Below are 20,170 nucleotides of genomic sequence, written 5' to 3'. Positions count from 1 at the left end.
GCGCCACGGAACGGCCTGACGGGCCACACCACGGCACGATCTCACGGTGCCACACGGCCATAGAAGGTCGACACAAACCCGAGCAGGGTGTCGCCACCACACCAGATCGACGTGGGCCGCAGGCCCTGAGGAAGGGCCTGCACGACGGGGGGCGAGCGGGTGGAGGGTCACGCCCACCCGCTTTCTCGCCCCTGACCTTCTACTTGCCGGCGAAGTCGTCGGCCTTGAGGCCGTGGACGAACGCGCCCCACTCGGCGCGATCGAACACCAGCTTCGGCCCGTCCGGGTTCTTGGAGTCGCGAACCGCCACCCGGTCGAGAGCCGAAACCTCGACGCAGTTCCCACCGTTGTTGCCGCTGTGGCTGGACTTACGCCACAGCTCTGCGATCTCGACGCAGTTGCCTCCGTTGTCTCCCGTGTAGCTTGACTTACGCCACCGCACGTTGCTCAGATCCATCTTTCGCCTGCCGTCCTTTTGATAAGGTCCAACGACATACGCAGAGGCAATGCTTCGGTCCGAATGGCCTCGAACTTCTGCACTGCTTGGTTGACCTCTTCTTGATCGCTGACGATGAGTCCTCGAAGAGCCGTGTCCACGTACGCTACATCGACTCCTCCCTCCAGCGTCGCGATAATGAACCCGCCGAGCAAGCCTGAATGCATCCCGTGCGGCACTACCTGGATGCTGAGCCGCGGGCCCGTCAGCGAAACAAGATGATCCAACTGTTCCCGCATGTCCTTCGGACTGCCTATTGGTCGATGCAGCACCGCTTCATCGATTACACAACGAACGATTGGCGGTTTGGGATCGCTCCGGGTGAGGAGCGTTTGACGTTCCATACGAGCCGCCAGCGCGATCTCGTCACCATGGAGCACTACACGCGCGTACGCCTCAGTCTGGAGCAGACCCGGAATGAGCAGGGGCTCGTAAGCACGTAGAACGCTGGACGCCTGCTCCTTGTCCCTCCACTTTCCGAACCATAGAGGGAACTGCTGCGCGCGTCTCCAGTCCAGGAGTCGGTGGAGGGCTCCGCCTGTGCTGAGGGTTGTATCGCACGCCTGAGCAAACTCGGGGCTGGCCGGGAGTTGGCCCGTCTCTATGCCACTGATCAGGGATTCGCTGAAGTGGATCTTCTGGGCGAGCTGCGCCTGGGTGAGTCCTGCCACCTGCCGGTAGTGACGAAGCTCCCTGCCCCAGATGGCCTGAGGTGTGTACTTGTCCGCCATCGTGCCCCCGTTCGCCGGAGTTCAAGGAACCGGTCCTGACGTTCAACGCCATGAACTAGTAATCGTTCACCTACGGAGAGTAGTCCCCTCCCGGCACTCTTGGCATGCGAATTCCACACGGCGAGTCAAGATCACGAGGGGCGATGACGATTCAGATGGCAGCGGCCGACCACCGCATCGGACAGGACGGCGACATGGCTCTCCTGGGACAGAAGTGGATACCGGGAGACGAGAAATGCATCGCCTCCGCACGCCGCTTCGTACGGGACATCGCCAACGACTGGAGCGCGGCCGGCGACGTACCGGACCTGGCCGAACTCCTCACCTCGGAAGTCGTTACGAACGCGCTCGTCCATGGGGCGCCGCATCTCCCCGGACGCAGCACCGTGCGAATCTCGGTCGGCCGGGACGGGCCATTGATGACGGTGGACGTGTACGACTCCTGTATCGCCGTCCCGCACATGAGAACGGCCGGCTCGATGGAGACGTCCGGCAGAGGTCTCGCCATCGTGGAGGCCCTGGCCTGCAAATGGGGCTGGAATCTCCACCGCCAGGGAAAATCGGTCTGGTTCCAACTCACCGCATGGCCGCCGAGCCTGCCAGGTGGAGCCCTGAAACTCCTCGCGTAATGTCGCTCGGACGTACTCCGGCCTCGTCCCCGCACGTCGGTCGAGCGGCTCCAGGCGGCACAGAAGTCGTCACGAGAGGAGAACCACGCGCAGGCCGTCCGGCAATTCCGTAATGCAGGATGTGGGCATGACCTCACAACCGCTGTATCACGGGACCGGGCCAGGAGCGATCACTCCCGACGGCTGCGCGGTCGACTACTACGCCACGCTCAAGCCCAGAGGCGAGCCGGAGCGTATCCACGCGGCGATCCCGGAGGGCGCGTCCATCCTGGAGCTCGGCGCGGGTGCGGGCCGGATCACCCACAGCCTGCTGGCCCTCGGGCACGAGGTGGTCGCCGTGGACGAATCGGCCGAGATGCTCGCGCACATCCGGGGGCCGAGACGGTCCACTCCCCCATCCAGTCCCTCGCGCTCGACCGGACGTTCGACGTCGTCCTGCTCATGTCGTTCGTGATCGAGACGGCCGACGACGAGATGCGCCGGGGCTTCCTGCACGCCTGCCGACGGCACGTCGCCGCCGACGGCTGCGTGATCTTTCAACGCTAGCCGCCGGAGTGGTACGACACGATCGAGGCGTTCGAGCGGGTCACCGACGACGGCAACCACGTCCGCATGACGGACATCAGCCGCCCGGGGCCCGGTCTCCTGCTCGCCACCATGGAGTACAACCTCGGCGACCAGCGCTGGACCCACACCTTCCTCAGCAAACGGCTGGACGACGATGACTTCGAGGCCCAGCTCAACGAGGCGGGCCTGACAATGTCCGGCTTCCTGGACGGCGACCGCGGCTGGGTACGTGCCGTCCCACGCTGACTTCGTTCAATACACGCCGTCGCGCTTCCACCGGCGCGGCGCGGCCGCGTCCCCGAGACGCGATCGTGATCAACGGTGACCATGATCAAGTGACATGAAGAGAACATTGACGGTGCTCGTCGCGACGGCACTCGCCGTACTGCTCGCGCCCGCCCCGGCCGAGGCCGCGCCCAAGGACCCCTTATCGGCACTGAAGAAGCTGGTCGCCGCAGGACGAGGCGTCTCCTTCACCGAAGCCGCTGGGGCCGGCGAGAGCGGCAAGCCCTCGTTCACACGCAAGGGCGTCCTGCGGTTCGGCAAGGGCGGGATCGCGGCGTCCGATCTCACTAGTAAGCAGATCTGGAAGGAATCGGACGAGTCGAGCACCTGGAACGAGCCCGAGCGCACGATCAGAATCGGCACGACGTCCTACACCCGAGGCCACCTCATCGGTCAACAACTGCCGCCGGGGAAAACGTGGTGGAAGCAGTCGCCCGGCTGGACCTCGGGCGTCAGCGCCATGTTCGGCAACTACCTCAACGTCGCCGAACCGGCCACCCTCAAGGCGCTGCTCGCCGACGCCGAGCGCAGCGGCAGCACGTACGAGGGCGAGATCAGCCTCAAGAAGCTGCTCAAGGTCTCCCCGTGGACCCGCGCGACCGTGTGGTGGAAAGTCAATGACAAGGCGAAGGTCGGCTGGCGACTCGTCGTGACGTCCTCGGGCCTGCCGCGCCGCCTGACCACCTACGCCATGGGGTTGGACGGCCCGAAGGAGGCGGAGGTGCGGTTCACCGGCTGGGGAGCCAAGGTCACCGTCAAAGCCCCGCCGCGCGGTGCCGTCACGACCAAACTGGTGGGGGTCGACCGTCCCCCGCTGCCGCCGGCTCCGAAGCGGTAGCCCTCCTGGCAGCCGGTCAGCCTCGGCCGGAGGCGGACAGGGTCGCGTAGACGATGATGTTGTCGGTGTAGCTGTGCGCGCGGGGGTTGAAGATGCCTCCGCAGGTGATCAGGCGCAGGCTCGGGCTGTCGACGTGCCCGTAGACGCGCTTGGTGGGGAATCTGTCCTTGCTGGCCTGCTCGGCGCCGTCGACCGTGAACTGCGCCGAGGACCCGTCCGCGCGCACAACCGTGATCTTGTCACCGCGCCCCAGCTCGCGCAGACGGCTGAACACCGCCGGGCCGCTCTTGGTGTTCACGTGGCCGAGGATCACCGCCGGGCCCATCTCCCCCGGGGCCGGGCCGAGCCGGTACCAGCCCGCGAGCTTGGGACGGCTCAGCGGCGGCACCTCGATCTCCCCGGACTTCTCCACGCCGACGGACATTAGCGTCGCGTCCACGCCGATCTTGGGGATCTTCACCCTGGTCGGGGTGGATTTGCGAAGGGGCTTGACCGTGACGGCGGCCGGCACGGGCGGGGCGGCCGTGGGCGCGGCCTCTATCAGAGGGACGTTCGCTCCCCCGGGGCCGACCGTGGCCGCTCCCATGGCGGCGGGGTCCAGTACCGCCTGGCCGGTGCCTGGGTTCAGGTTGACGGCGTTCGTCGCATCGGACGCGGCGGCCGCCGCCGGGGCCCCGGTCGCGTCGAGAGGGGCTACTTGGGCGGGCTTCGTCCCCGGCGCGGAGGCCAGGTCCGTTTCGTCCGTGGGCGAGAGGTACAACAACAGGCCCGTCATCACGGCCCCCACTCCGGCGAGCGATCCCGCCGTCAGCAGGACGGGCGGGAGTTTCGCCTTCCACCTGGTACGAGGGGACGGCGCCGGGGCGCTCAACCGAGGCTTCCTCGGCCGGTGGATCGGTGCGCGGCACGCCTGCGCCTCAGCAGCAACCGGCCGCCGAGACCACCCAGGGCGAGTGCGGTGCCGTACCCGATCAGGAGCGACGCGGTGCCGTTGTCCCGGTCGGACGCCTCACCTGTATGCGCGCCTCCCTTCGGGGTCACGCGTACCTGAGGGGTGGAGCTGGCCTTGGGCTTCGGCGTGACGGTCTTCGTCGCGGTAGCGGTAGCCGTAGGCGCCCCATGCCCCTGCCCACCCCCCGACAACACCACAACTCCCCGAACCGAGTCGTCCCCATCACTGATGTGTCCGTCGCCGTCGTTGTTGCCATCGTTCGAGTCTTTGACCGGGGGTAGCACGTCGACAGTGACCGGCATCAAGTCGTCATTGGAGGTGCAGGTCGCCCTGTAGTACTCCGCAGGGCTCGACAGCGGGTCGGTGATGACATTGAACGCATCCACCAGCATGTACTTGCCGGGAGCGGCAGCCTTATTGATCAGCCAAAGCCTGTGTTCGCCATAAGGAAGATCGTGGACCGACCAGAGAACTTGCTTACTCTCCCGCTCCTCGGCCGGACTGCCATTGACATCTTTCGAGGCGTCACGCTCAACGCTCGGGGCCGATTCCTTATCGAGTCGTATCTCGACAGCGCCCATGTCCTTGTAGCGCTCAGTGATGTACTCAATCCCGGTGCCGACGAAGGTCACGAGAGCCCTATCGCTCACCTGGTCGGTGGCGTGGACATCTTTCTCGTGGTCACCCGCCCGAGACGGGTCGGTCTCACCTGAGTAGAACCACTTGCCGGTGTACTTGATGGCCTCGTGATCATGGTTCCCAGCACCGGGCGACTCGGGCTCCGTATCACCCGCATCGTCGTTGATCAGCGCACTGCCCGCAGGCGGAGTGAAGTCGATGACGACGTCCTTGGGGATGACCGTTATCTTGCCCTCTTTAGTCGTGGAGACCGCGCCCGAGACACCTGAAGGAAGCACGAGCTTCTGACCAGATGCCAGCTCGGCCTGGTCCTTGGTGCCGTCGGAATCGAGTTCACCCTTCCAGAGGCCGTCAACGACTACAGAGCCGGTGAACGACACCTTGCCGCCGGCCTTGAACGAGGCGGGAGACGTCACGTCGGAACTGGTCACATTCCATGTCACGGCCAGCGGTTCTCCGACGTGTACCGACTTTGGTACCGACACCTGGACTTTGAGCGTCTCGTAAACGTCGCTGAGCTTCCGCTTGCAGCTGTAGGTATAGGCGAAGTTGTCCGTATCGGCGACGCTCACATTCGCGGGCAACGCCACCGCGCCCAGGGATGCCAGCGACAAAGCGGCTAATGATCCGCGAACCTTTGAACCCCACCTGTTCACGAGCGCCTCCGATCATCCGGCGGTCGAGGACGACCGAAGGTAGATCGTACGACTTTCAACTCTCGCGGAGTACGGACAGAGAGCCCGCGCGCACCGAACGTAGCTGATTCGTAACGTTCGACTGGTTCGCCGGACGGGGAGGGCAGTGATGTCCGGGTCGTGAACAGAATTGTATTCTAGTGAGCGAGCCCCTAGGAGGATGTGAATGCAGCGAGACCTCTTCGAGGAGGAGCATCTGCTCTTCCGTGACAGCGTGCGGGAGTTCATGACGCGCGAGGTCGCACCCCACCACGAGCAGTGGGAGAAGGACGGCATCGTCCCGCGCGAGGTATGGAAGAAGGCCGGAGAGCTCGGCATGTTCGGCTTCTCGGTGCCCGAGGAGTACGGCGGGTCCGGCATCAGCGACTTCCGGTACAACGCCATCATCGTCGAAGAGATCATGAGATTTGGTGCGACGGGCCTCGGATTCGGGCTGCACAACGACATCATGGCCCCCTACCTGGTCGACCTCACCAACGACGAGCAGAAGCAGCGCTGGCTGCCCGGCTTCGCGTCCGGGGAGGCGATCACGGCCATCGGCATGACCGAGCCGGGCGCGGGCAGCGACCTACAGGGCATCCGGACGACGGCCATCCGTGACGGCGACCACTACATCGTCAACGGGCAGAAGACGTTCATCACCAACGGCATCAACGCCGACCTCGTCGTGGTCGTCACCAAGACCGATCCGGCCGAGGGCGCCCGCGGCACGACGCTGCTCATGCTGGAACGCGGCATGGACGGGTTCACCCGGGGCCGCAACCTGGAGAAGGTCGGCATGCACGCCCAGGACACGGCGGAGCTGTTCTTCGAGAACGTCCGCGTCCCTGTGGCCAACCGGCTCGGCGAGGAGGAAGGTCACGGCTTCTTCCAGCTCATGGCCAACCTGCCGCAGGAGCGGCTGTCCATCGCCGTGGCGGCCGTGGCGGCGGCCGAGTCGGTGCTGGAGACGACGATCGAGTACTGCAAGACGCGCCAGGCGTTCGGGCGGAACATCGGCAAGTTCCAGAACACGCGGTTCGTCGTCGCCGAGATGTCGACCGAGGTGGAGATCGCGCGGCACTACGTGGACAAGTGCATCCGCGCGCTGAACGCCAAGGAGCTGACGGTCGTGGACGCCGCCAAGGCGAAGTGGTGGACCACCGAGCTGCAGAACAAGGTGATCGACCGCTGTCTGCAACTGCACGGCGGGTACGGCTACATGACCGAGTACCCGGTCGCGAAGGCCTGGATGGACGCCCGCGTCCAGACCATCTACGGCGGCACCACCGAGATCATGAAAGAGATCATCGGCCGCTCCTTCGGCTTCTGACCACCACACCCATGGCGCGCACGCCCCGCCGTAGGTGACGACGGGACGTGCGCGCCCCTGCTCTCCGAGCAGAGGCGTGGGCGGCGGGCGGCGAAAACGGGAGGCGCGGAGTGTAGAACGCCGCGCTGGGCGGGGATGGGCCGCATACTGGTCAGCGGAGGCTCCCGAAGGCGGGCTCCCATCGACGGTCCCGCGCGTGGCGGGGCCCCAGCGAGCGCCCGGAGGCGGTGGCGGTGGACAACGGCGGACTGATCCTGCTGATCTTCCTGGCGTTCCTGTTCGCGTGGGGTCTGAACCGGGTCCGCAAGATGCTGCGCTTCGGCCCGATGGCCTACACCGGCGTCATGATCACCTTTGTGATCGTCATGCTGGCCGTGTACACCCAGACACAGCGCTGACACGCATCCCCGCCATCCCCGCACCACCGCATTCCCCCACCACCGCGCCCCCAGCACCGCACTACCGCGCCACCGCGCCGGCACCGCATACAGGTCGGCGTCCTGAGGGTGGTGAGTCGGCCATGTCTGGAGCGTCGTCCGCGCGGGGCGTCCTAGCCGGGGATGGCGGACGCACGACCAGGAGACGCGGGCGGCGGCGACGGTAAACGTCCGGCCGAATGCTGTCAAAGGCGCGAAGAGTGCGATCACCGGCAAACCAGCGAAGATCGCAAGGAATGAAGGTTCCTTCCCCATTCTGTCGGCCAATTTTGCCCACGCGGAGCCGTGGCCATATGGCACGTGCCCGGACAGGGAGTGATCCTGACCAGAGCGCCATCACCTGGCGCGAGAAGAAGTCTGATTCACCGGCAACAGAACTGATGGGGGAGAACCGAGTGATTTCTCGGGATAGAAAGCGTATTTCGCGTCCGTCGGCGAATACGGCCGTATGGGCCGTCGCGGCGACGACCCTGGCGACCGGCGCGCTGATCGCCATGACATCTCCGGCGTCGGCCGGTGTGGGTTCGAAGGTGCGACAAGCCACCGGCCATCTCGGGGCGGCCTGGTCCCCCACCTCTCCTACGGGGACCTGGAGCATGCGCTGCCCGGGGACGGCGACGGTGTCGACCGACGGCGACTGCACGCACTCGGAAAAGCATCGAAAGAAGAAGTGCAAGGGATGCGTGGGCCCGCAGGGACCCCAGGGACCCCAAGGACCTCAGGGACCTCAGGGACCCGCAGGACAGCCGGGAGCGTCAGGTAGTTCCATATCCACCGCGTTCCAGGGGAACACGAAGTTCATCGGTTACGCGCCGGGCGACGGAAGCACGCTGATCCGGGACCCGCGGACCACTCCGCCCTGGCACGACATCAGCAGCGTCGCCGGTTATCCCGGGAAGGTGACGGGCGTCTCCTTGTCCGTGATGGGAAACACCCTGCACGTCACCGTGGTGAACGCAAGCGGCAGCATCGCGCAGTCGCAATGCACCGTGAACCCGACCCCCGGTACGGGATCGAACCCCGCCTGGCCCGGCAACTGCGCCGCGTTCACCAATTTCACCCCGCCGCTCAGGGTGAAGATGTGAGTTAGACGAGGACTCTCAGGAACATGGAACGGCTTGGCCAGTCCTGCCGATCCACGCTATGAGGGGCACGGACGACGAACGGCGGGTGATCAGAACTGTCACAGTCATGATCGCCCGCCGCGTTGGATCGCTGACCGCCGGGCGTGTCCCCCACGTCCGCCGGCGAGACCCGCATCCGCTCCCAGACCGGCACTCCCTCTGAGACCGGCACCCGCGACCGAGACCGGCGCCCGCTCCGAGAGTGGGGGCCGCGCGTCCGGTGCCGACCTCCAAGACCGAGGAAGCCTCCAAGACAGAGGGAGCCTCCGAGACCGCGGGCACGTCACCCCGTGGGGAAGCGCCGGCACGGCGGTCGCCCCTCGTGGACGTCTCAACCGGCGGCGCCGGCCCGGGAGCTCGAAGCGGAACCTCCGCCGGAGGTCCACTCGGAGTCGACAAGGCGGGGGAGCCCGAGCGGGTTGCCCTCGCGCAGGGCCTCGGGCAGCAGGGAGTCGGGCGTGTTCTGGTACGCCACCGGCCGCAGGAACCGGCGGATCGCGGCCGAGCCCACCGAGGTGTGGGCGGCCGAGCTGGTGGCGGGGTATGGCCCGCCGTGGTGCATGGCCTCGGTCACCGCGACCCCGGTCGGGTAGTCGTTCCAGACGATGCGCCCGGCCCGCTCGGCGGCGAGCGCCACCACCGGGTCCAGGTCCTCCCCCGGCTCGGCGTGGAGCGTGAACGTCAGACTGCCCGGCAGCAGGTCCAGCATCGACAGCAGCCGAGCCGGCGAACCGTACCGGACCACGATCGAGGCGGGGCCGAAGTACTCCTCACGCAGGTGCGGCCGGGCGAGGAAGGCATCGGCGTCCGCGACGACCAGCGTGTTCTCGACCTCGACGTCCGACAGCCGCCGCCCCCCGGCCGCGAGGCGCACTCCCGGCGTCGCGCACGCCTCCTCCAGCGCCGAGGTCAGCGCCCCGGCCATGCCGGCGCTCAGCATCGGCCCCCGTCCCCCGGCGGTCAGCTCGCGGCGCAACTCGTCCACCAGCGTGTCGCCGCGTTCGCCGTCGGGCACGAACAGCAGCCCCGGGCTGGTGCAGAGCTGGCCGGTACGGAGCAGCAGCGACGCGGCCAGCTCTTTCCCGATCCGCGCGCCGCGCGCCCTCAGCGCGGGGTCGGTGATCACCACCGGGTTCACGCTGCCCATCTCGGCATAGACCGGGATGGGCTCGGGGCGTGCGGCGGCGAGGTCGTACAGCGCCCGCCCCCCGGCCGTCGATCCGGTGAAGCCGACGGCCTTGACGCCCGGCTCCGCGACCAGTCGCCGGGCGAGCGCATGGGAGCCTCCCTGGAGCAGGGCGAACGTTCCGGCGGGCGCCGCGACGTCTCCGAGGGCGGCGTGCACGGCCTCCGCGCACAGGGCGGAGGTCACCGGGTGCAGCGGGTGGCCCTTGACGACGACCGGGCACCCCGCGGCCAGGGCGGACGCCGTGTCGCCCCCGGCCACCCCGAAGGCGAGCGGGAAGTTGCTGGCCCCGAACACCGCGACGGGGCCGAGCGGCACGTTCATCCGGCGCAGGTCGGGGCGGGGCGGGCGGGCGCCGGGGTCCGCGTGGTCGATCGTCGCCTCCAGCGGACGGCCGGTGAGCACCAGGCGGGAGAACATCCGGAGCTGGCCGGTCGTGCGGACGGCCTCCCCCTCCAGCGCGGGCACGGGCAGGCCCGTCTCCTGGTGGGCCGAGGCGACGATCTCGCCGCTCCGGTCCTCCAGCGCGGCGGCGACGGCGTCCAGCAGGGCCGCCAGCCGGGACGGCGGCCAGGTCCGCAGCACCCGGTACGCGTCCGTAGCCGCCGCCACGGCCGCCGTGACCTCGGCCGATGTGGCCTCGCGGATCGGGGGACCCTCCTGGCCCGTCAGCGGGGACGTGGCCCGGAAGGTCGTCGGCTCGGCCGTCTGGCCGGGGACATGAGAGGGCATCGCTGTTTCCTTGGGAGTCCGGTTGGCGGGAGACCGCGCGAGAGCTTCAGGAACGCCCGACGACGGGCTCCACGAAGCGGCGGTGCTCGGGGGTCGGCGCCTGGAGGAAGTCGAGGTCGCACCCCTCCGGCGCCTGGGTCACGTGGTCCTGGTAGAGGCGGGGCCATCCGCGCAGGTGCGGCGTGCGGAACGGTTCGGCGCGCCCGCGGCGCTCGTCCAGCTCCGCCTCGGGGACGTCGAGGTGGAGCAGACCGGCCTCCACGTCGAGTTCGATCATGTCCCCGTCCTGGACCAGTCCGAGCGGGCCTCCGGCCGCCGCCTCGGGCGCCACGTGGAGCACGCAGGTTCCGAAGCTGGTGCCGCTCATGCGCCCGTCGCTGATGCGCACCATGTCCGTCACTCCGGCCGCCGCCAGGCGCGCGGGGATCGGGATCATCCCCCATTCCGGCATCCCGGGCACGGCCTTGGGTCCGCAACCGGTGAGCACGAGCACCGTGTCCGCGCTGAGCGGCAGCTCCGGATCGTCCAGTCGCCGCCGCAGGTCGTCCCATCCCCGGAACACGATGGCGGGGCCGCGGTGGCGGAACAGCGCGGGGCTCGCGGCCGAGGTCTTCAGGACGGCCCCGTCCGGGGCGAGGCTGCCCCGCAGGACGGCGATGCCGCCCCGCTCGTGGACCGGGGAGTCCAGGGTCCGGATCGCGCCCCGGGGTGACCCTCCGGCAGAGGAGACGTAGTCGCTCAGCGGGCCTCCGGTGACCGTCGCCGTCCGCAGGTCGAGATGGGCGGCGATCTCGGCGAGCAGGACGGGGAGCCCGCCGGCCCGGTCGAAGGCGTCCATCAGGTACCGCCCGGACGGCGACACGTCGGCGAGGACGGGCACCCGCCGGCCCAGCTCCTGGAACCGTTCGAGGGGGAGCGGCAGCCCCAGCCGGCCGGCGATCGCGCAGAGATGGATGACGGCGTTGGTGGACCCGCCGATCGCGGCGAGCACCGTGACCGCGTTGTCGAAGGCGGCCGAGGTCATGATCGCCGAGGGCCGTAGTCCCTCGCGCACCATGGCCACGACGCGGCGTCCGGCCCGTTCGGCCCCCACCCGGGCGCGCGGGTCGCCGGTCGGGACGGAGGACGTCCCCGGCAGGGACATGCCGAGGGACTCGGCCAGCAGCGCCATGGTCGAGGCCGTCCCCATCGTGTTGCAGGCGCCCGGACCGCAGCTCAGGCAGCGCTCGAACGCGGCCCAGTCCTCGGGGCTCATCCGCCCGGCGCGGTACTCGTCCCAGTGCCGCCACAGGTCGGTCCCCGTGCCGACCGGCTTCCCCCGGAAGACCGCGACCGGCCGGGACCCGCCGGCGACCTGGATCGCCGGGAGGTCGGCGCTCGCCGCGGCCATGAGCTGCGCGGGGATCGTCTTGTCGCAGTTACCGAGCAGGACCACACCGTCGATGGGGTGCGCCCGCAGGGTCTCCTCGACGTCCATGGCCATGAGGTTGCGGTACAGCATGGCCGTGGGCTTCATGAGGTCCTCGCCCAGGCTGATGGTGGGGAACACGAGCGGGATGCCCCCCGCCGCGTGGACGCCCTCCTTCACCGCCTCGGCGAGGTCGCGGAGCCCCTCGTTGCAGGGGTTGAGGTCGCTGACGGACTGCGCGATGCCGATGACCGGCCGGGGGTCGCCGGGCGAGACGGCGATCCCCAGCGACCCGAGGGCGGCGCGGTGCTCGACGGCGACCTCGTCGTCGCCGTCGAACCACGCGGCGCTGCGCAACGGCGGCGTCATCGTCCGGGCCTCCCCCGCTGGCCGGCGGTCACGCTAGGCCGCCCTGCGGGGGATGCCGAGCCCGGCCGCGTGCGGCTTGGACTGGAGGGCCTCGCTGCCGGAGCGGGCCAGCCATTCCAGGGCGACCGCCGCCCGGTGAACCTTGGCGCGGACGTTGCGCACGGCGTCGTCGAGCAGTTGCTCCCCGCACGGGTAGACGTCCTTGGCGTTGCGCAGGCCGAACTTCGCGTAGAGCGGGGCTCCGATCGCCACCAGATCGGCGATCTCGTGGCCTCGCACGACTCCTCCGAGGGCGTCCGACGACTCCAGGTAGAGGTCGAGCGGGAGGTCGGTGACCGCCCGCATGTCGGCCAGGTCGGCGTAGGTCAGGTCCGAGGGGACGTTGACCGTGGAGGCGCCGAGGTCCGCGAGCACCCGCAGCGCCGCCGGGTTGGAGGGGGCGAGGGAGACGCTGACCTTCCACACGCACTCGTCCGGAATGTCGCCGGACCGCTGCAGGTCGCGCAGGGCGGCGAGCAGCCCGATGTCGGCGATGAGGAAGCTGCGGATGCCCGCGTCGACGGCGCGTACGACGTCCTCGACCCCGTACATGAGCTGGCGCACCCCGCGCAGTTGCCCGCCGCGTCCCGCGCCCTCGGGAGTGCGCGCGTTGGCCCCCACGTCGAACGACTCGCGCGGCCCCACGAACAGCGACACCTCGACGCCGTTCTCGGCGCCCAGCGCGGCCATGTCGCGCAGTTCGGCGGTGGTGAGCAGCATGGCCCCCGAGCCCTGCGACACGCGGTTCACCACGACGCCGTACGTCGCGGCGGCCGACAGCGCCGCCTCGAAGACCGACGGGCCCTCCACGCTGGGAATCTCGATGCGGAAGCTCGCGCCGTCCGGGAAGCGCCCACCGCTCGGAGGGACGTCGTGCCGATACGGCAGCCGGTAGGTCTGGTTCACTAGCGTCGGCATTTTTCTCCTCGATGAGAACGCCAAAGACGGGACGGTTGACGACTGCGCGGGCCTCACTCGCGGGCGGCGGCCACCAGGCCGGGCGGCGGCGTGTGGCCGGGCGGCGGGTAGCCGGCCCGGAAGCCCTTGAGGCGGTGCCACAACGCCTCGTCCTCCTGCCGGCATGCCCGCAGGGTGGCGTCGCCGTCGGCGAACTCCCAGTACGTGTGGATCAGCAGGTTCCCGCACACGTCGCAGTAGTCGACGGAGGTGTCCTGCCAGCTCTTGGTCAGATCCTGCCAGCTCATGCGGAGGTCCCTTCACGGAGACGGGCGGTGGCCACGGGGTCGACGTCGCCGGAGGCGTCCAGGCGCACCCGGTACACCGACTCCGCCTCCTCGGGGCTCGCGTAGCCCTCGCGGACGTCCCGCGCCACCAGGTCGGGAACACGCTCGGCCGGGGGGCCGTAGCCGGCGCCCGAGGGGGACGTCAGGCGCACCCGGTCGCCGCGGTGCAGGCGGACGTTGGTGAACTTGGTGGGGCTGACCAGCCCGAAGTGTTCCTGGAAGCTGACGAACTCCTCGCTTCCCGCCGGGCTGATGTCGATCCTGGTGCGGCTGCCGTCCGACCCGCCGAACAGGCCCCACGGCTCCTGGTGGGCCCGGTCGGACAGGGCGCTGACGGAGATGGTGTCCGCGGCGACCTCCAGCACCCGCACCACACCCGCGCCGCCGCGCAGCCGTCCGGCCCCCACCTCGTCACGGGTGAGACGGTAGCTCTCGTGGATCCACGGCCACCGCAGCTCGAAGATCTCGACCGGGGTGTTGCGGCAGTTCGCGTGGGGAGGCATGGTCGCGTTGTTGCCGTCGGTGCTCATCCGGCCGCCCCAGCCGGTGGCCTCGAAGTGGTAGTGGGCGTAGTACTCGCCCGACCGCGGGTCGATGCCGCCGAACAGGAAGTTCAGCGAGGTGTTGCCGCTGGACGCGGCAGCCCGCTCGGGCAGCAGCGGCCCGAGCACCCGACCCATGATCATCTCCATGACCCGGGGCTGGTACTCCGTCTGCCCGCCGACGCAGGCTCCCGGGAGCTGGACGCAGCAGATGGTGCCGGGCTTGGTGACGATGCGCACCGGCCGGTTGAGGCCCGCGTTGACCGGCAGGTCCGTCCCGATCATGTACAGCAGCGCGTTCAGCGACGCGGACATGGTCACGACGTACGGCGCGTTGATGGGCCCGGTGGCCTGCGGGTCCGACCGGGAGAAGTCGAAGATGATCTCGTCGCCGTCCACGATCAGGCTCAGGCGGATCGCATGCGGGGTGGAGGTGATGCCGTCGTCGTCGAACCACTCGATCCCGTGGTAGACGCCGTCGGGCAGCGCCCGGATGTTCTCCCTCAGGGCGGCCTCGGTGTAGTCCTGGATGCCGCTGAACACGCGGGTCACCAGGTCGGTGCCGCGCTCCTCCATGAGCTGCTCCAGGCGACGCCGCCCGACTTGGAGCGACCCGTACATCGCGTGCAGGTCGCCCCAGGAGTCGTTGGGCGTGCGGTGGTTGGCGAGCATGATCCGCCAGATGTCCTTGACGGGCTCCCCGCCCTTGTAGAACAGCACCGGGGGAAGCCGGAGCCCCTCCTGGTAGACGTCGGTGGCGGTGGCGGCGAAGGATCCGGGCGCCATGCCGCCGATCTCGGCCATGTGGGCGATGTTGCCGATGAAGGCGACGAGCTCCCCGTCCACGAACATCGGCATGACCATCATGTGCTCGGGCATGTGCGACCCGCCGCGGTAGGGGTCGTTGTGGATGTAGACGTCGCCCTCGGCGAAGTTCTCCGCACCGACCTCCCGCACGATCCAGGTCGCCGCGTACAGCGACGCGCCGAGCATCGACGGGTTCAGGCCCGCGTTGGCGACGAGGTTGCCCTCGCGGTCGAGGATGAGCGTGGAGAAGTCCAGGCCCTCCGAGAAGATCGGCGAGTAGGCGGTCCTCATCATGGACACGGCCATCTCGTCGCAGGTGTTGACCAACTGGCGGTGGACCAGGGTCAGAGTGATCTTGTCCACGTCCGTGCCCGTCCGTGTGCTCACGCGTCCGCTCCCGTGTCGAGGCTCTCGCCGAGGTCCTTGACGGCCTCGATGATCAGGCAGTACGTCCCGTCGACCTCCATGCGGTAGCCGGGAGGGACGAAGGTGGTGGAGTTGGGTTCCTCCACGATCGCCGGTCCGTTCAGCGCGTAGCCCGGCTGGAGCTCCTCGCGGTCGACGACCACGGTGTCGGCCCAGACTCCCCCGCCGACCTGCACCCTCCTGGTGGAGATCCGCGGGTTCGGGGTGGTGCGCGCGTAGGGGACGAACTTCACCTCTCCCCCCGCGAGGACGGCGGTCGCGCCGACGTACACGCTCTGGACGGCCTGCTCCGGCAGGTCGTACCCGTACACGCGCGCGTGCGAGGCGTGGAACATCTCCACCAGGCGCCGGTCCAGGTCCGGGTCCCCGGGAGACGCGGTGAGCACCGTCTCGTACGAGCGGTCGAGGTGGCCGCGGTAGGTCCGGATCTCCTGCTCGTAGTTCTGGCCGACGTACCGGCAGCTCACGTAGGTCGTGACGACGATGTCACCGGTCGCGTCGGCCCGGCGCTGCCCGGCCAGCTCCGCGTGCGCCTCGCGGGCGAGGCCGGCCAGGATGCCGGCCAGGTCGGTCGCCTCCGGGGAGTCGAGCCGGCGGACGGCCGTCATCCTGCGGTCCACCCGCTGGTCGGAGATGATCGTCCCGAAGGCGGACACCAGGCCGGGCGTCGGGGGCACGATGACCCGCCGCATCCGCATGTGCCGGGCGATGGCCGCCGCGTGGAGCGGACCGGCGCCGCCGAAGGCGACCAGGTCGAACTCGCGGTAGTCGTGGCCCCGGTCGACGGTGACCAGCCGCACGGCGCCGGCCATGTTCTCCACGGCGAGCGTGAGCACCGCCTCGGCGGCGGCGTCGACGCCGAGTTCGAGCGACTCGGCCAGCTCGCCGACGGCCGCCTCGGCGCTCCCGGCGTCCAGGGCGAGCTCTCCGCCGAGGAAGTGGTCGGGATGCAGCCGTCCCAGGACCAGGTTGGCGTCGGTCACGGTCGGCTGGGTGCCGCCCCGGCCGTAGCAGACCGGGCCGGGATCGGCCCCGGCGCTCTCCGGCCCGACGTGCAGCAGCCCGTCGTTGCCCACGTACGCCAGCGAGCTGCCGCCCGCGCCGATCGTCGACACGTCGATGATGGGGACGGCGATGGGCACGCCCCACTCCACCTCGAACAGGCCGGTGTACTGGAGCTGGCCGTCCACGACCACGCCGACGTCGGCGCTGGTGCCGCCCATGTCCAGGGTGACCGCCTTGTCCGAGCCCACCGCCCGCGCCCAGTAGCCGCCGCCCATCATGCCGCCGGCCAGCCCCGACAGGACCAGCTCGATCGGACGGTCAGCGGAGTGCTCCAGCGGCACCTGGCCGCCGTTGGACTTCATCAGCGCGTGCCAGCCGGACATGGCCCGCTCGTCCAGGCCGGTCGCGAGCGTGCGCGCGAACCGCCGGACGATGGGGCTCACGTAGGCGTCCATCGCGGTGGTGGCCGTGCGCTCGTACTCGCGCCACACGGGGGCGACCTCACCGGACAGCGAGACCGCCACCTGCGGGAAGGCCGCGCGCAGCTTCGCCGCCAGCGCGCGCTCGTGTTCGGGGTTGAGGTAGCTGTTGAGCAGGCAGACCGCGATGGCCGCGCCGTCGTGCCCGGCCAGCAGGCCGCCGACGGCCTCGATGACCCGTTCGACCTCCTCGTCCGCCAGCGCCAGGCGTACGGACCCGTCGGCGAGCACCCGTTCCCTCACCCCGACCGTGGTGCGGCGTGGCGCGTAGGGCTCGGCCTTGACCCACTGGAGGTCGTACCGGCCGGGCCGGTCGATGCGCTGGATGTACAGCACGTCCTCGAACCCGGCCGTGGTCAGCAGGATGACGGGGGCGCCGCGGCGCATGATGACGGCGTTGGTGGCGATCGTGGTCCCGAGGACGAAGTCGTCGAGGTCGGCGGTCAGGTCGAGGCCGGTGCGCTCCAGCGCGGCGAACACCGCGTCCGAGGGGTTGCGGGGGGTGGAGCTGACCTTCCTCAGCAGCAGCTGTCCCTGGTCGGACAGCGCGACGAGGTCGGTGAACGTCCCACCCGTGTCCATCCCGACGCGCCAGCGGGGCGAGGTCGTCACGATGATTCCTCCGTGCTATCGGACGGGCCGGCGAGGGTCGCGCGACCGTTCGCGGGCCGGTCCTGGGTCGTTTCGACGCCTTCGAGCAGCGCGAGCGCGTGCGCGAAGGCGTCGACGGTGTCGTAGTCGCCGACCGCCAGTTCCTGGACGATCCGGCCGCCTTCCAGGACCATCACCCGGTTGGCGACCTCGAAGACCTCGGGGGCCTCGGTGCAGAAGACGACGACGGCGCGGCCGTCGGCGGCGAACTCGTTGAGCATGGTGTAGATCTCGGCCTTGCTGCCGATGTCCACCCCGCGGGTGGGCTCCTCGATGACGAGCACCTCGGGCATGGTGGCCATGGCGGACGCGATGGCGACCTTCTGCTGGTTGCCGCCGCTGAGGGCGGACAGGTTCTGGTCCGGGCCTGAGGTGCGCACGGCGTACCGCTCGATCATCCGCTCGGAGCGCGACCGGATCTCCCGGCGGCGCAGACGGGCGAACGGGCCGCAGATCTCGCGCCGTCCGAGCCGGAGGACGAGGTTGTCGCCCACGGACATGTGCTGGAAGAGCATCTCCTGGCGGTCCGCCGAAAGGTACGAGGTCCTTTCCCGCAGTGCCTTGGCGCCCTGCCCGCCGTTCAGCCGGGCGTCGCCGGTCGCGGGACGGTGCCCGCCCAGGGTCGCCACCAGCTCGCGCCCGCCCGAGCCCTCGACGCCGACGACCGCCAGCACGTCTCCCCGGCGAAGCTCCAGGTCCAGCGGGCGGAAGGACCCGGGCTCGTCGGTCCACCCTGTGACGGTCAGCACGCGCGCGGAGTCGTCGCCGTCGGCGGCGCGGGAGGCCACGCGGCGCTCCGTACGCGGCGTCTGGCCGGCGACGAGCTCGACCGCGATGGCCGGCTCGGTGAGGGCGTCCCCGGTCAGGGTCGCCGCGAGAACGCCGTCTCTGATCACCACGACGCGGTGGCAGTGCGCGACCATCTCCGACAGGCGGTGGGAGATGAAGACCACGATGTAGCCCTGGTCGGCCAGCCCGTGCATGAAGGCGAAGAGCGCGTGGGACTCCTCGTCGGTGAGGGCGGAGTTCGGCTCGTCGAACAGGAAGAACCGGGCCGACCTGACCAGGGCGCGGGCGATCTCCGCGCGCTGCCGCACGGCGAGGGTGCACCGTTCCAGCGGCTGGTCGGCCAGGTGTGCCACTCCCAGCGATTCGAGGACGCGCCGCTGTTCGTCCCCCGCGACCGGCGCCCGCCACCAGGCGCCCTCGTTGCCCACCAGGAGGTTCTCCTCCAGGGTGAGGTTGGTCCACACCTGGGGTTCCTGGTGGACGATGGCGATCGGGTCGGAGACGTCTCCCGGCTTCCACGGGCGCCCGTCGACGAGGATCTCGCCGGAGTCCATCGACTCCTCGCCACAGAGGATCTTCGTCAGCGTGCTCTTGCCGGCGCCGTTGGGCCCGGCGATGCCGAGGATCTCGCCGCCGCGCAGGGTGAGGTCGACTCCGGCCAGCGCCTGGGTGTTCCCGAACCGCTTGCGCACCCCGCGGATCTCCATGGTGGTGGTCATGAGGCCGCCGTCGCCGTCCCCCGGCGGCGGTTGCCGAGATCGCTCGTCACCCGGTCGAGGATCACCGCGCCGATGGTCACGAACCCCACGAAGAGCAACTGGGCGAAGGCGCCGATGCCGAGCAGGGCGAGGCCGTTGGCCAGCACCGCGAGCAGGACCGCTCCGAGCAGCGTCCCCCAGATGGTCCCGCGGCCGCCCATGAGGCTCGCGCCTCCGATCACCACGGCGGCGATCACCTGGAGGTTGAGCTGACCCGCGGAGTTCGGCCCGACCGAGCCGACGTAGGAGAAGTCGAGGATGCCGGCTACGGACGCCATGAGCGCGCTGACCATGAAGACCACCAGGCGGTAGCGCCTGATCGGCAGGCGCGCGATCGCCGCGGCCTTGGGGTTGCCTCCGATGGCCAGCAGGCGGAACCCGACGATGCTCCGGTGGCGCAGGAACCAGAAGACCCCGAAGAAGAGCGCCAGCCACAGCACCTGGATCGGGACGCCGAACGGGAGCTGCGTGCCGCCGAGGGCCTGGAAGAACGAGAGCTCGCCCGAGGGCGGGGGCGGGGTGTTGTACGCGGGGTTGAACGTGGAGGCGTTGCTGACCAGAAGCTCGGTGCCGGACGCGAGGCTGAGCAGCCCGAGCGTGGCGATGAACGAATGGATCTTCAGATAGGCGGTCAGGAAGCCGCTCAGCGCGCCGGCGAACAAGCCGATGAGCAGCGCCGCTCCGAGGGCGGGGAGGAACGGAAGCGAGAAGGGAAGGTTTCCGCCGCCCAGCCACAGCACCGCCAGGGAGGTCGAGACCAGCCCGTAGATCGCGCCCACGGCGAGGTCGATCTCGCCCAGCAGGATGACGGAGAGCTGGGCGAAGGCGATGATGCCGAGCGAGGACATCGACCGGAGCAGGGTCAGCAGGTTGTCGCTGCTGAGGAACGTCGACCGCTGCGACTGGAAGAACAGGCCGATCAGGATGATCGCGAGCACCAGCCCCAGGGTCCGCAGTCGCTCCAGGGGCAGGGACACGCGCTGGAGGGGTGGGCTAACGGCGGTTGACATGTGACACCTCCTGACACTCG

19 protein-coding genes are annotated in these 20,170 nt (G+C 69.5%); 7 read left to right on the top strand and 12 right to left on the bottom strand.

Annotation, left to right across the window (positions count from 1 at the left end; genetic code table 11):
• Window positions 1–199 precede the first annotated feature (199 nt).
• Window positions 200–457, bottom strand: coding sequence for a DUF397 domain-containing protein (locus DQ384_RS09920; protein WP_114028404.1), 258 nt, complete (start codon window positions 455–457; stop codon window positions 200–202).
• Window positions 448–1,227 carry a helix-turn-helix domain-containing protein gene (locus DQ384_RS09915; RefSeq protein ID WP_114028403.1) on the bottom strand — a complete coding sequence of 260 codons (780 nt, stop codon included), beginning with the start codon at window positions 1,225–1,227 and terminating at the stop codon, window positions 448–450. The genes DQ384_RS09920 and DQ384_RS09915 overlap by 10 nt, the downstream gene beginning before the upstream one ends.
• Window positions 1,228–1,370: 143 nt before the next feature.
• On the opposite strand from DQ384_RS09915, the gene DQ384_RS09910 reads away from it, so the two are divergent.
• The 4 genes from DQ384_RS09910 (at window position 1,371) to DQ384_RS09900 (ending at window position 3,546) form a co-directional block, all read left to right on the top strand.
• On the top strand, window positions 1,371–1,856 hold the full coding sequence (locus tag DQ384_RS09910) for an ATP-binding protein (RefSeq protein WP_181871121.1): 486 nt from the start codon (window positions 1,371–1,373) through the stop codon (window positions 1,854–1,856).
• A 127-nt stretch (window positions 1,857–1,983) separates the two neighbouring features.
• Complete coding sequence (locus tag DQ384_RS42130; RefSeq protein ID WP_220182865.1) at window positions 1,984–2,310, top strand: class I SAM-dependent methyltransferase; 327 nt, start codon at window positions 1,984–1,986, stop codon at window positions 2,308–2,310.
• A 158-nt stretch (window positions 2,311–2,468) separates the two neighbouring features.
• Entirely contained in the window at window positions 2,469–2,669 is a 201-nt protein-coding gene (locus tag DQ384_RS42125; protein ID WP_220182864.1) for a hypothetical protein, read from the top strand.
• Window positions 2,670–2,763: 94 nt separating this feature from the next.
• Entirely contained in the window at window positions 2,764–3,546 is a 783-nt protein-coding gene (locus tag DQ384_RS09900) for a hypothetical protein (RefSeq protein ID WP_147268718.1), read from the top strand.
• Window positions 3,547–3,562: 16 nt separating this feature from the next.
• Here the strand turns inward: DQ384_RS09900 and DQ384_RS09895 are convergent, their stop codons facing one another.
• On the bottom strand, window positions 3,563–4,417 hold the full coding sequence (locus tag DQ384_RS09895; RefSeq protein ID WP_220182863.1) for a class F sortase: 855 nt from the start codon (window positions 4,415–4,417) through the stop codon (window positions 3,563–3,565).
• Complete coding sequence (locus DQ384_RS09890; protein WP_114028400.1) at window positions 4,414–5,751, bottom strand: hypothetical protein; 1,338 nt, start codon at window positions 5,749–5,751, stop codon at window positions 4,414–4,416. The genes DQ384_RS09895 and DQ384_RS09890 overlap by 4 nt, the downstream gene beginning before the upstream one ends.
• 247 nt (window positions 5,752–5,998) lie before the next feature.
• Here DQ384_RS09890 and DQ384_RS09885 point away from each other — a divergent pair, with 247 nt between their 5' ends.
• The 3 genes from DQ384_RS09885 to DQ384_RS41160 all read left to right on the top strand — a co-directional run bounded on the left by DQ384_RS09885 (window position 5,999) and on the right by DQ384_RS41160 (window position 8,666).
• Entirely contained in the window at window positions 5,999–7,144 is a 1,146-nt protein-coding gene (locus DQ384_RS09885; RefSeq protein WP_114028399.1) for an acyl-CoA dehydrogenase family protein, read from the top strand.
• 233 nt (window positions 7,145–7,377) lie between these two features.
• Window positions 7,378–7,542, top strand: coding sequence for a hypothetical protein (locus DQ384_RS41165; protein ID WP_181871120.1), 165 nt, complete (start codon window positions 7,378–7,380; stop codon window positions 7,540–7,542).
• Between the two features lie 962 nt (window positions 7,543–8,504).
• Window positions 8,505–8,666, top strand: coding sequence for a hypothetical protein (locus DQ384_RS41160; RefSeq protein WP_181871119.1), 162 nt, complete (start codon window positions 8,505–8,507; stop codon window positions 8,664–8,666).
• A 370-nt stretch (window positions 8,667–9,036) separates the two neighbouring features.
• On the opposite strand, the gene DQ384_RS09880 is transcribed toward DQ384_RS41160, so the two are convergent.
• From DQ384_RS09880 to DQ384_RS09845, 8 genes are read right to left on the bottom strand one after another with little or no spacing between them, the layout of a single operon-like run.
• Window positions 9,037–10,623, bottom strand: coding sequence for an aldehyde dehydrogenase (NADP(+)) (locus tag DQ384_RS09880; RefSeq protein WP_114028398.1), 1,587 nt, complete (start codon window positions 10,621–10,623; stop codon window positions 9,037–9,039).
• A gap of 46 nt (window positions 10,624–10,669) precedes the next feature.
• Complete coding sequence (locus tag DQ384_RS09875) at window positions 10,670–12,400, bottom strand: dihydroxy-acid dehydratase (RefSeq protein WP_114028397.1); 1,731 nt, start codon at window positions 12,398–12,400, stop codon at window positions 10,670–10,672.
• Window positions 12,401–12,433: 33 nt separating this feature from the next.
• Window positions 12,434–13,357, bottom strand: coding sequence for a U32 family peptidase (locus tag DQ384_RS09870; RefSeq protein WP_114028396.1), 924 nt, complete (start codon window positions 13,355–13,357; stop codon window positions 12,434–12,436).
• Window positions 13,358–13,410: 53 nt separating this feature from the next.
• Window positions 13,411–13,644: a hypothetical protein gene (locus DQ384_RS09865; protein ID WP_114028395.1), complete on the bottom strand. Its 234-nt coding sequence runs from the start codon at window positions 13,642–13,644 to the stop codon at window positions 13,411–13,413.
• Window positions 13,641–15,419 (bottom strand): hydantoinase B/oxoprolinase family protein, encoded by a 1,779-nt coding sequence (locus DQ384_RS09860; protein WP_114028394.1) that lies wholly within the window; start codon window positions 15,417–15,419, stop codon window positions 13,641–13,643. The genes DQ384_RS09865 and DQ384_RS09860 overlap by 4 nt, the downstream gene beginning before the upstream one ends.
• Window positions 15,416–17,554 carry a hydantoinase/oxoprolinase family protein gene (locus DQ384_RS09855; RefSeq protein WP_114028393.1) on the bottom strand — a complete coding sequence of 713 codons (2,139 nt, stop codon included), beginning with the start codon at window positions 17,552–17,554 and terminating at the stop codon, window positions 15,416–15,418. Before DQ384_RS09855 ends, DQ384_RS09860 begins: the two co-directional genes overlap by 4 nt.
• Window positions 17,551–19,101: an ATP-binding cassette domain-containing protein gene (locus DQ384_RS09850; RefSeq protein ID WP_114028392.1), complete on the bottom strand. Its 1,551-nt coding sequence runs from the start codon at window positions 19,099–19,101 to the stop codon at window positions 17,551–17,553. The genes DQ384_RS09855 and DQ384_RS09850 overlap by 4 nt, the downstream gene beginning before the upstream one ends.
• Window positions 19,098–20,150 (bottom strand): ABC transporter permease, encoded by a 1,053-nt coding sequence (locus DQ384_RS09845; RefSeq protein ID WP_114028391.1) that lies wholly within the window; start codon window positions 20,148–20,150, stop codon window positions 19,098–19,100. The genes DQ384_RS09850 and DQ384_RS09845 overlap by 4 nt, the downstream gene beginning before the upstream one ends.
• Window positions 20,151–20,170 lie beyond the last annotated feature (20 nt).

This window comes from Sphaerisporangium album (assembly GCF_003323745.1).
GTDB lineage: Bacteria > Actinomycetota > Actinomycetes > Streptosporangiales > Streptosporangiaceae > Sphaerisporangium > Sphaerisporangium album.
This window is presented reverse-complemented; position numbering and strand designations above follow the sequence as displayed.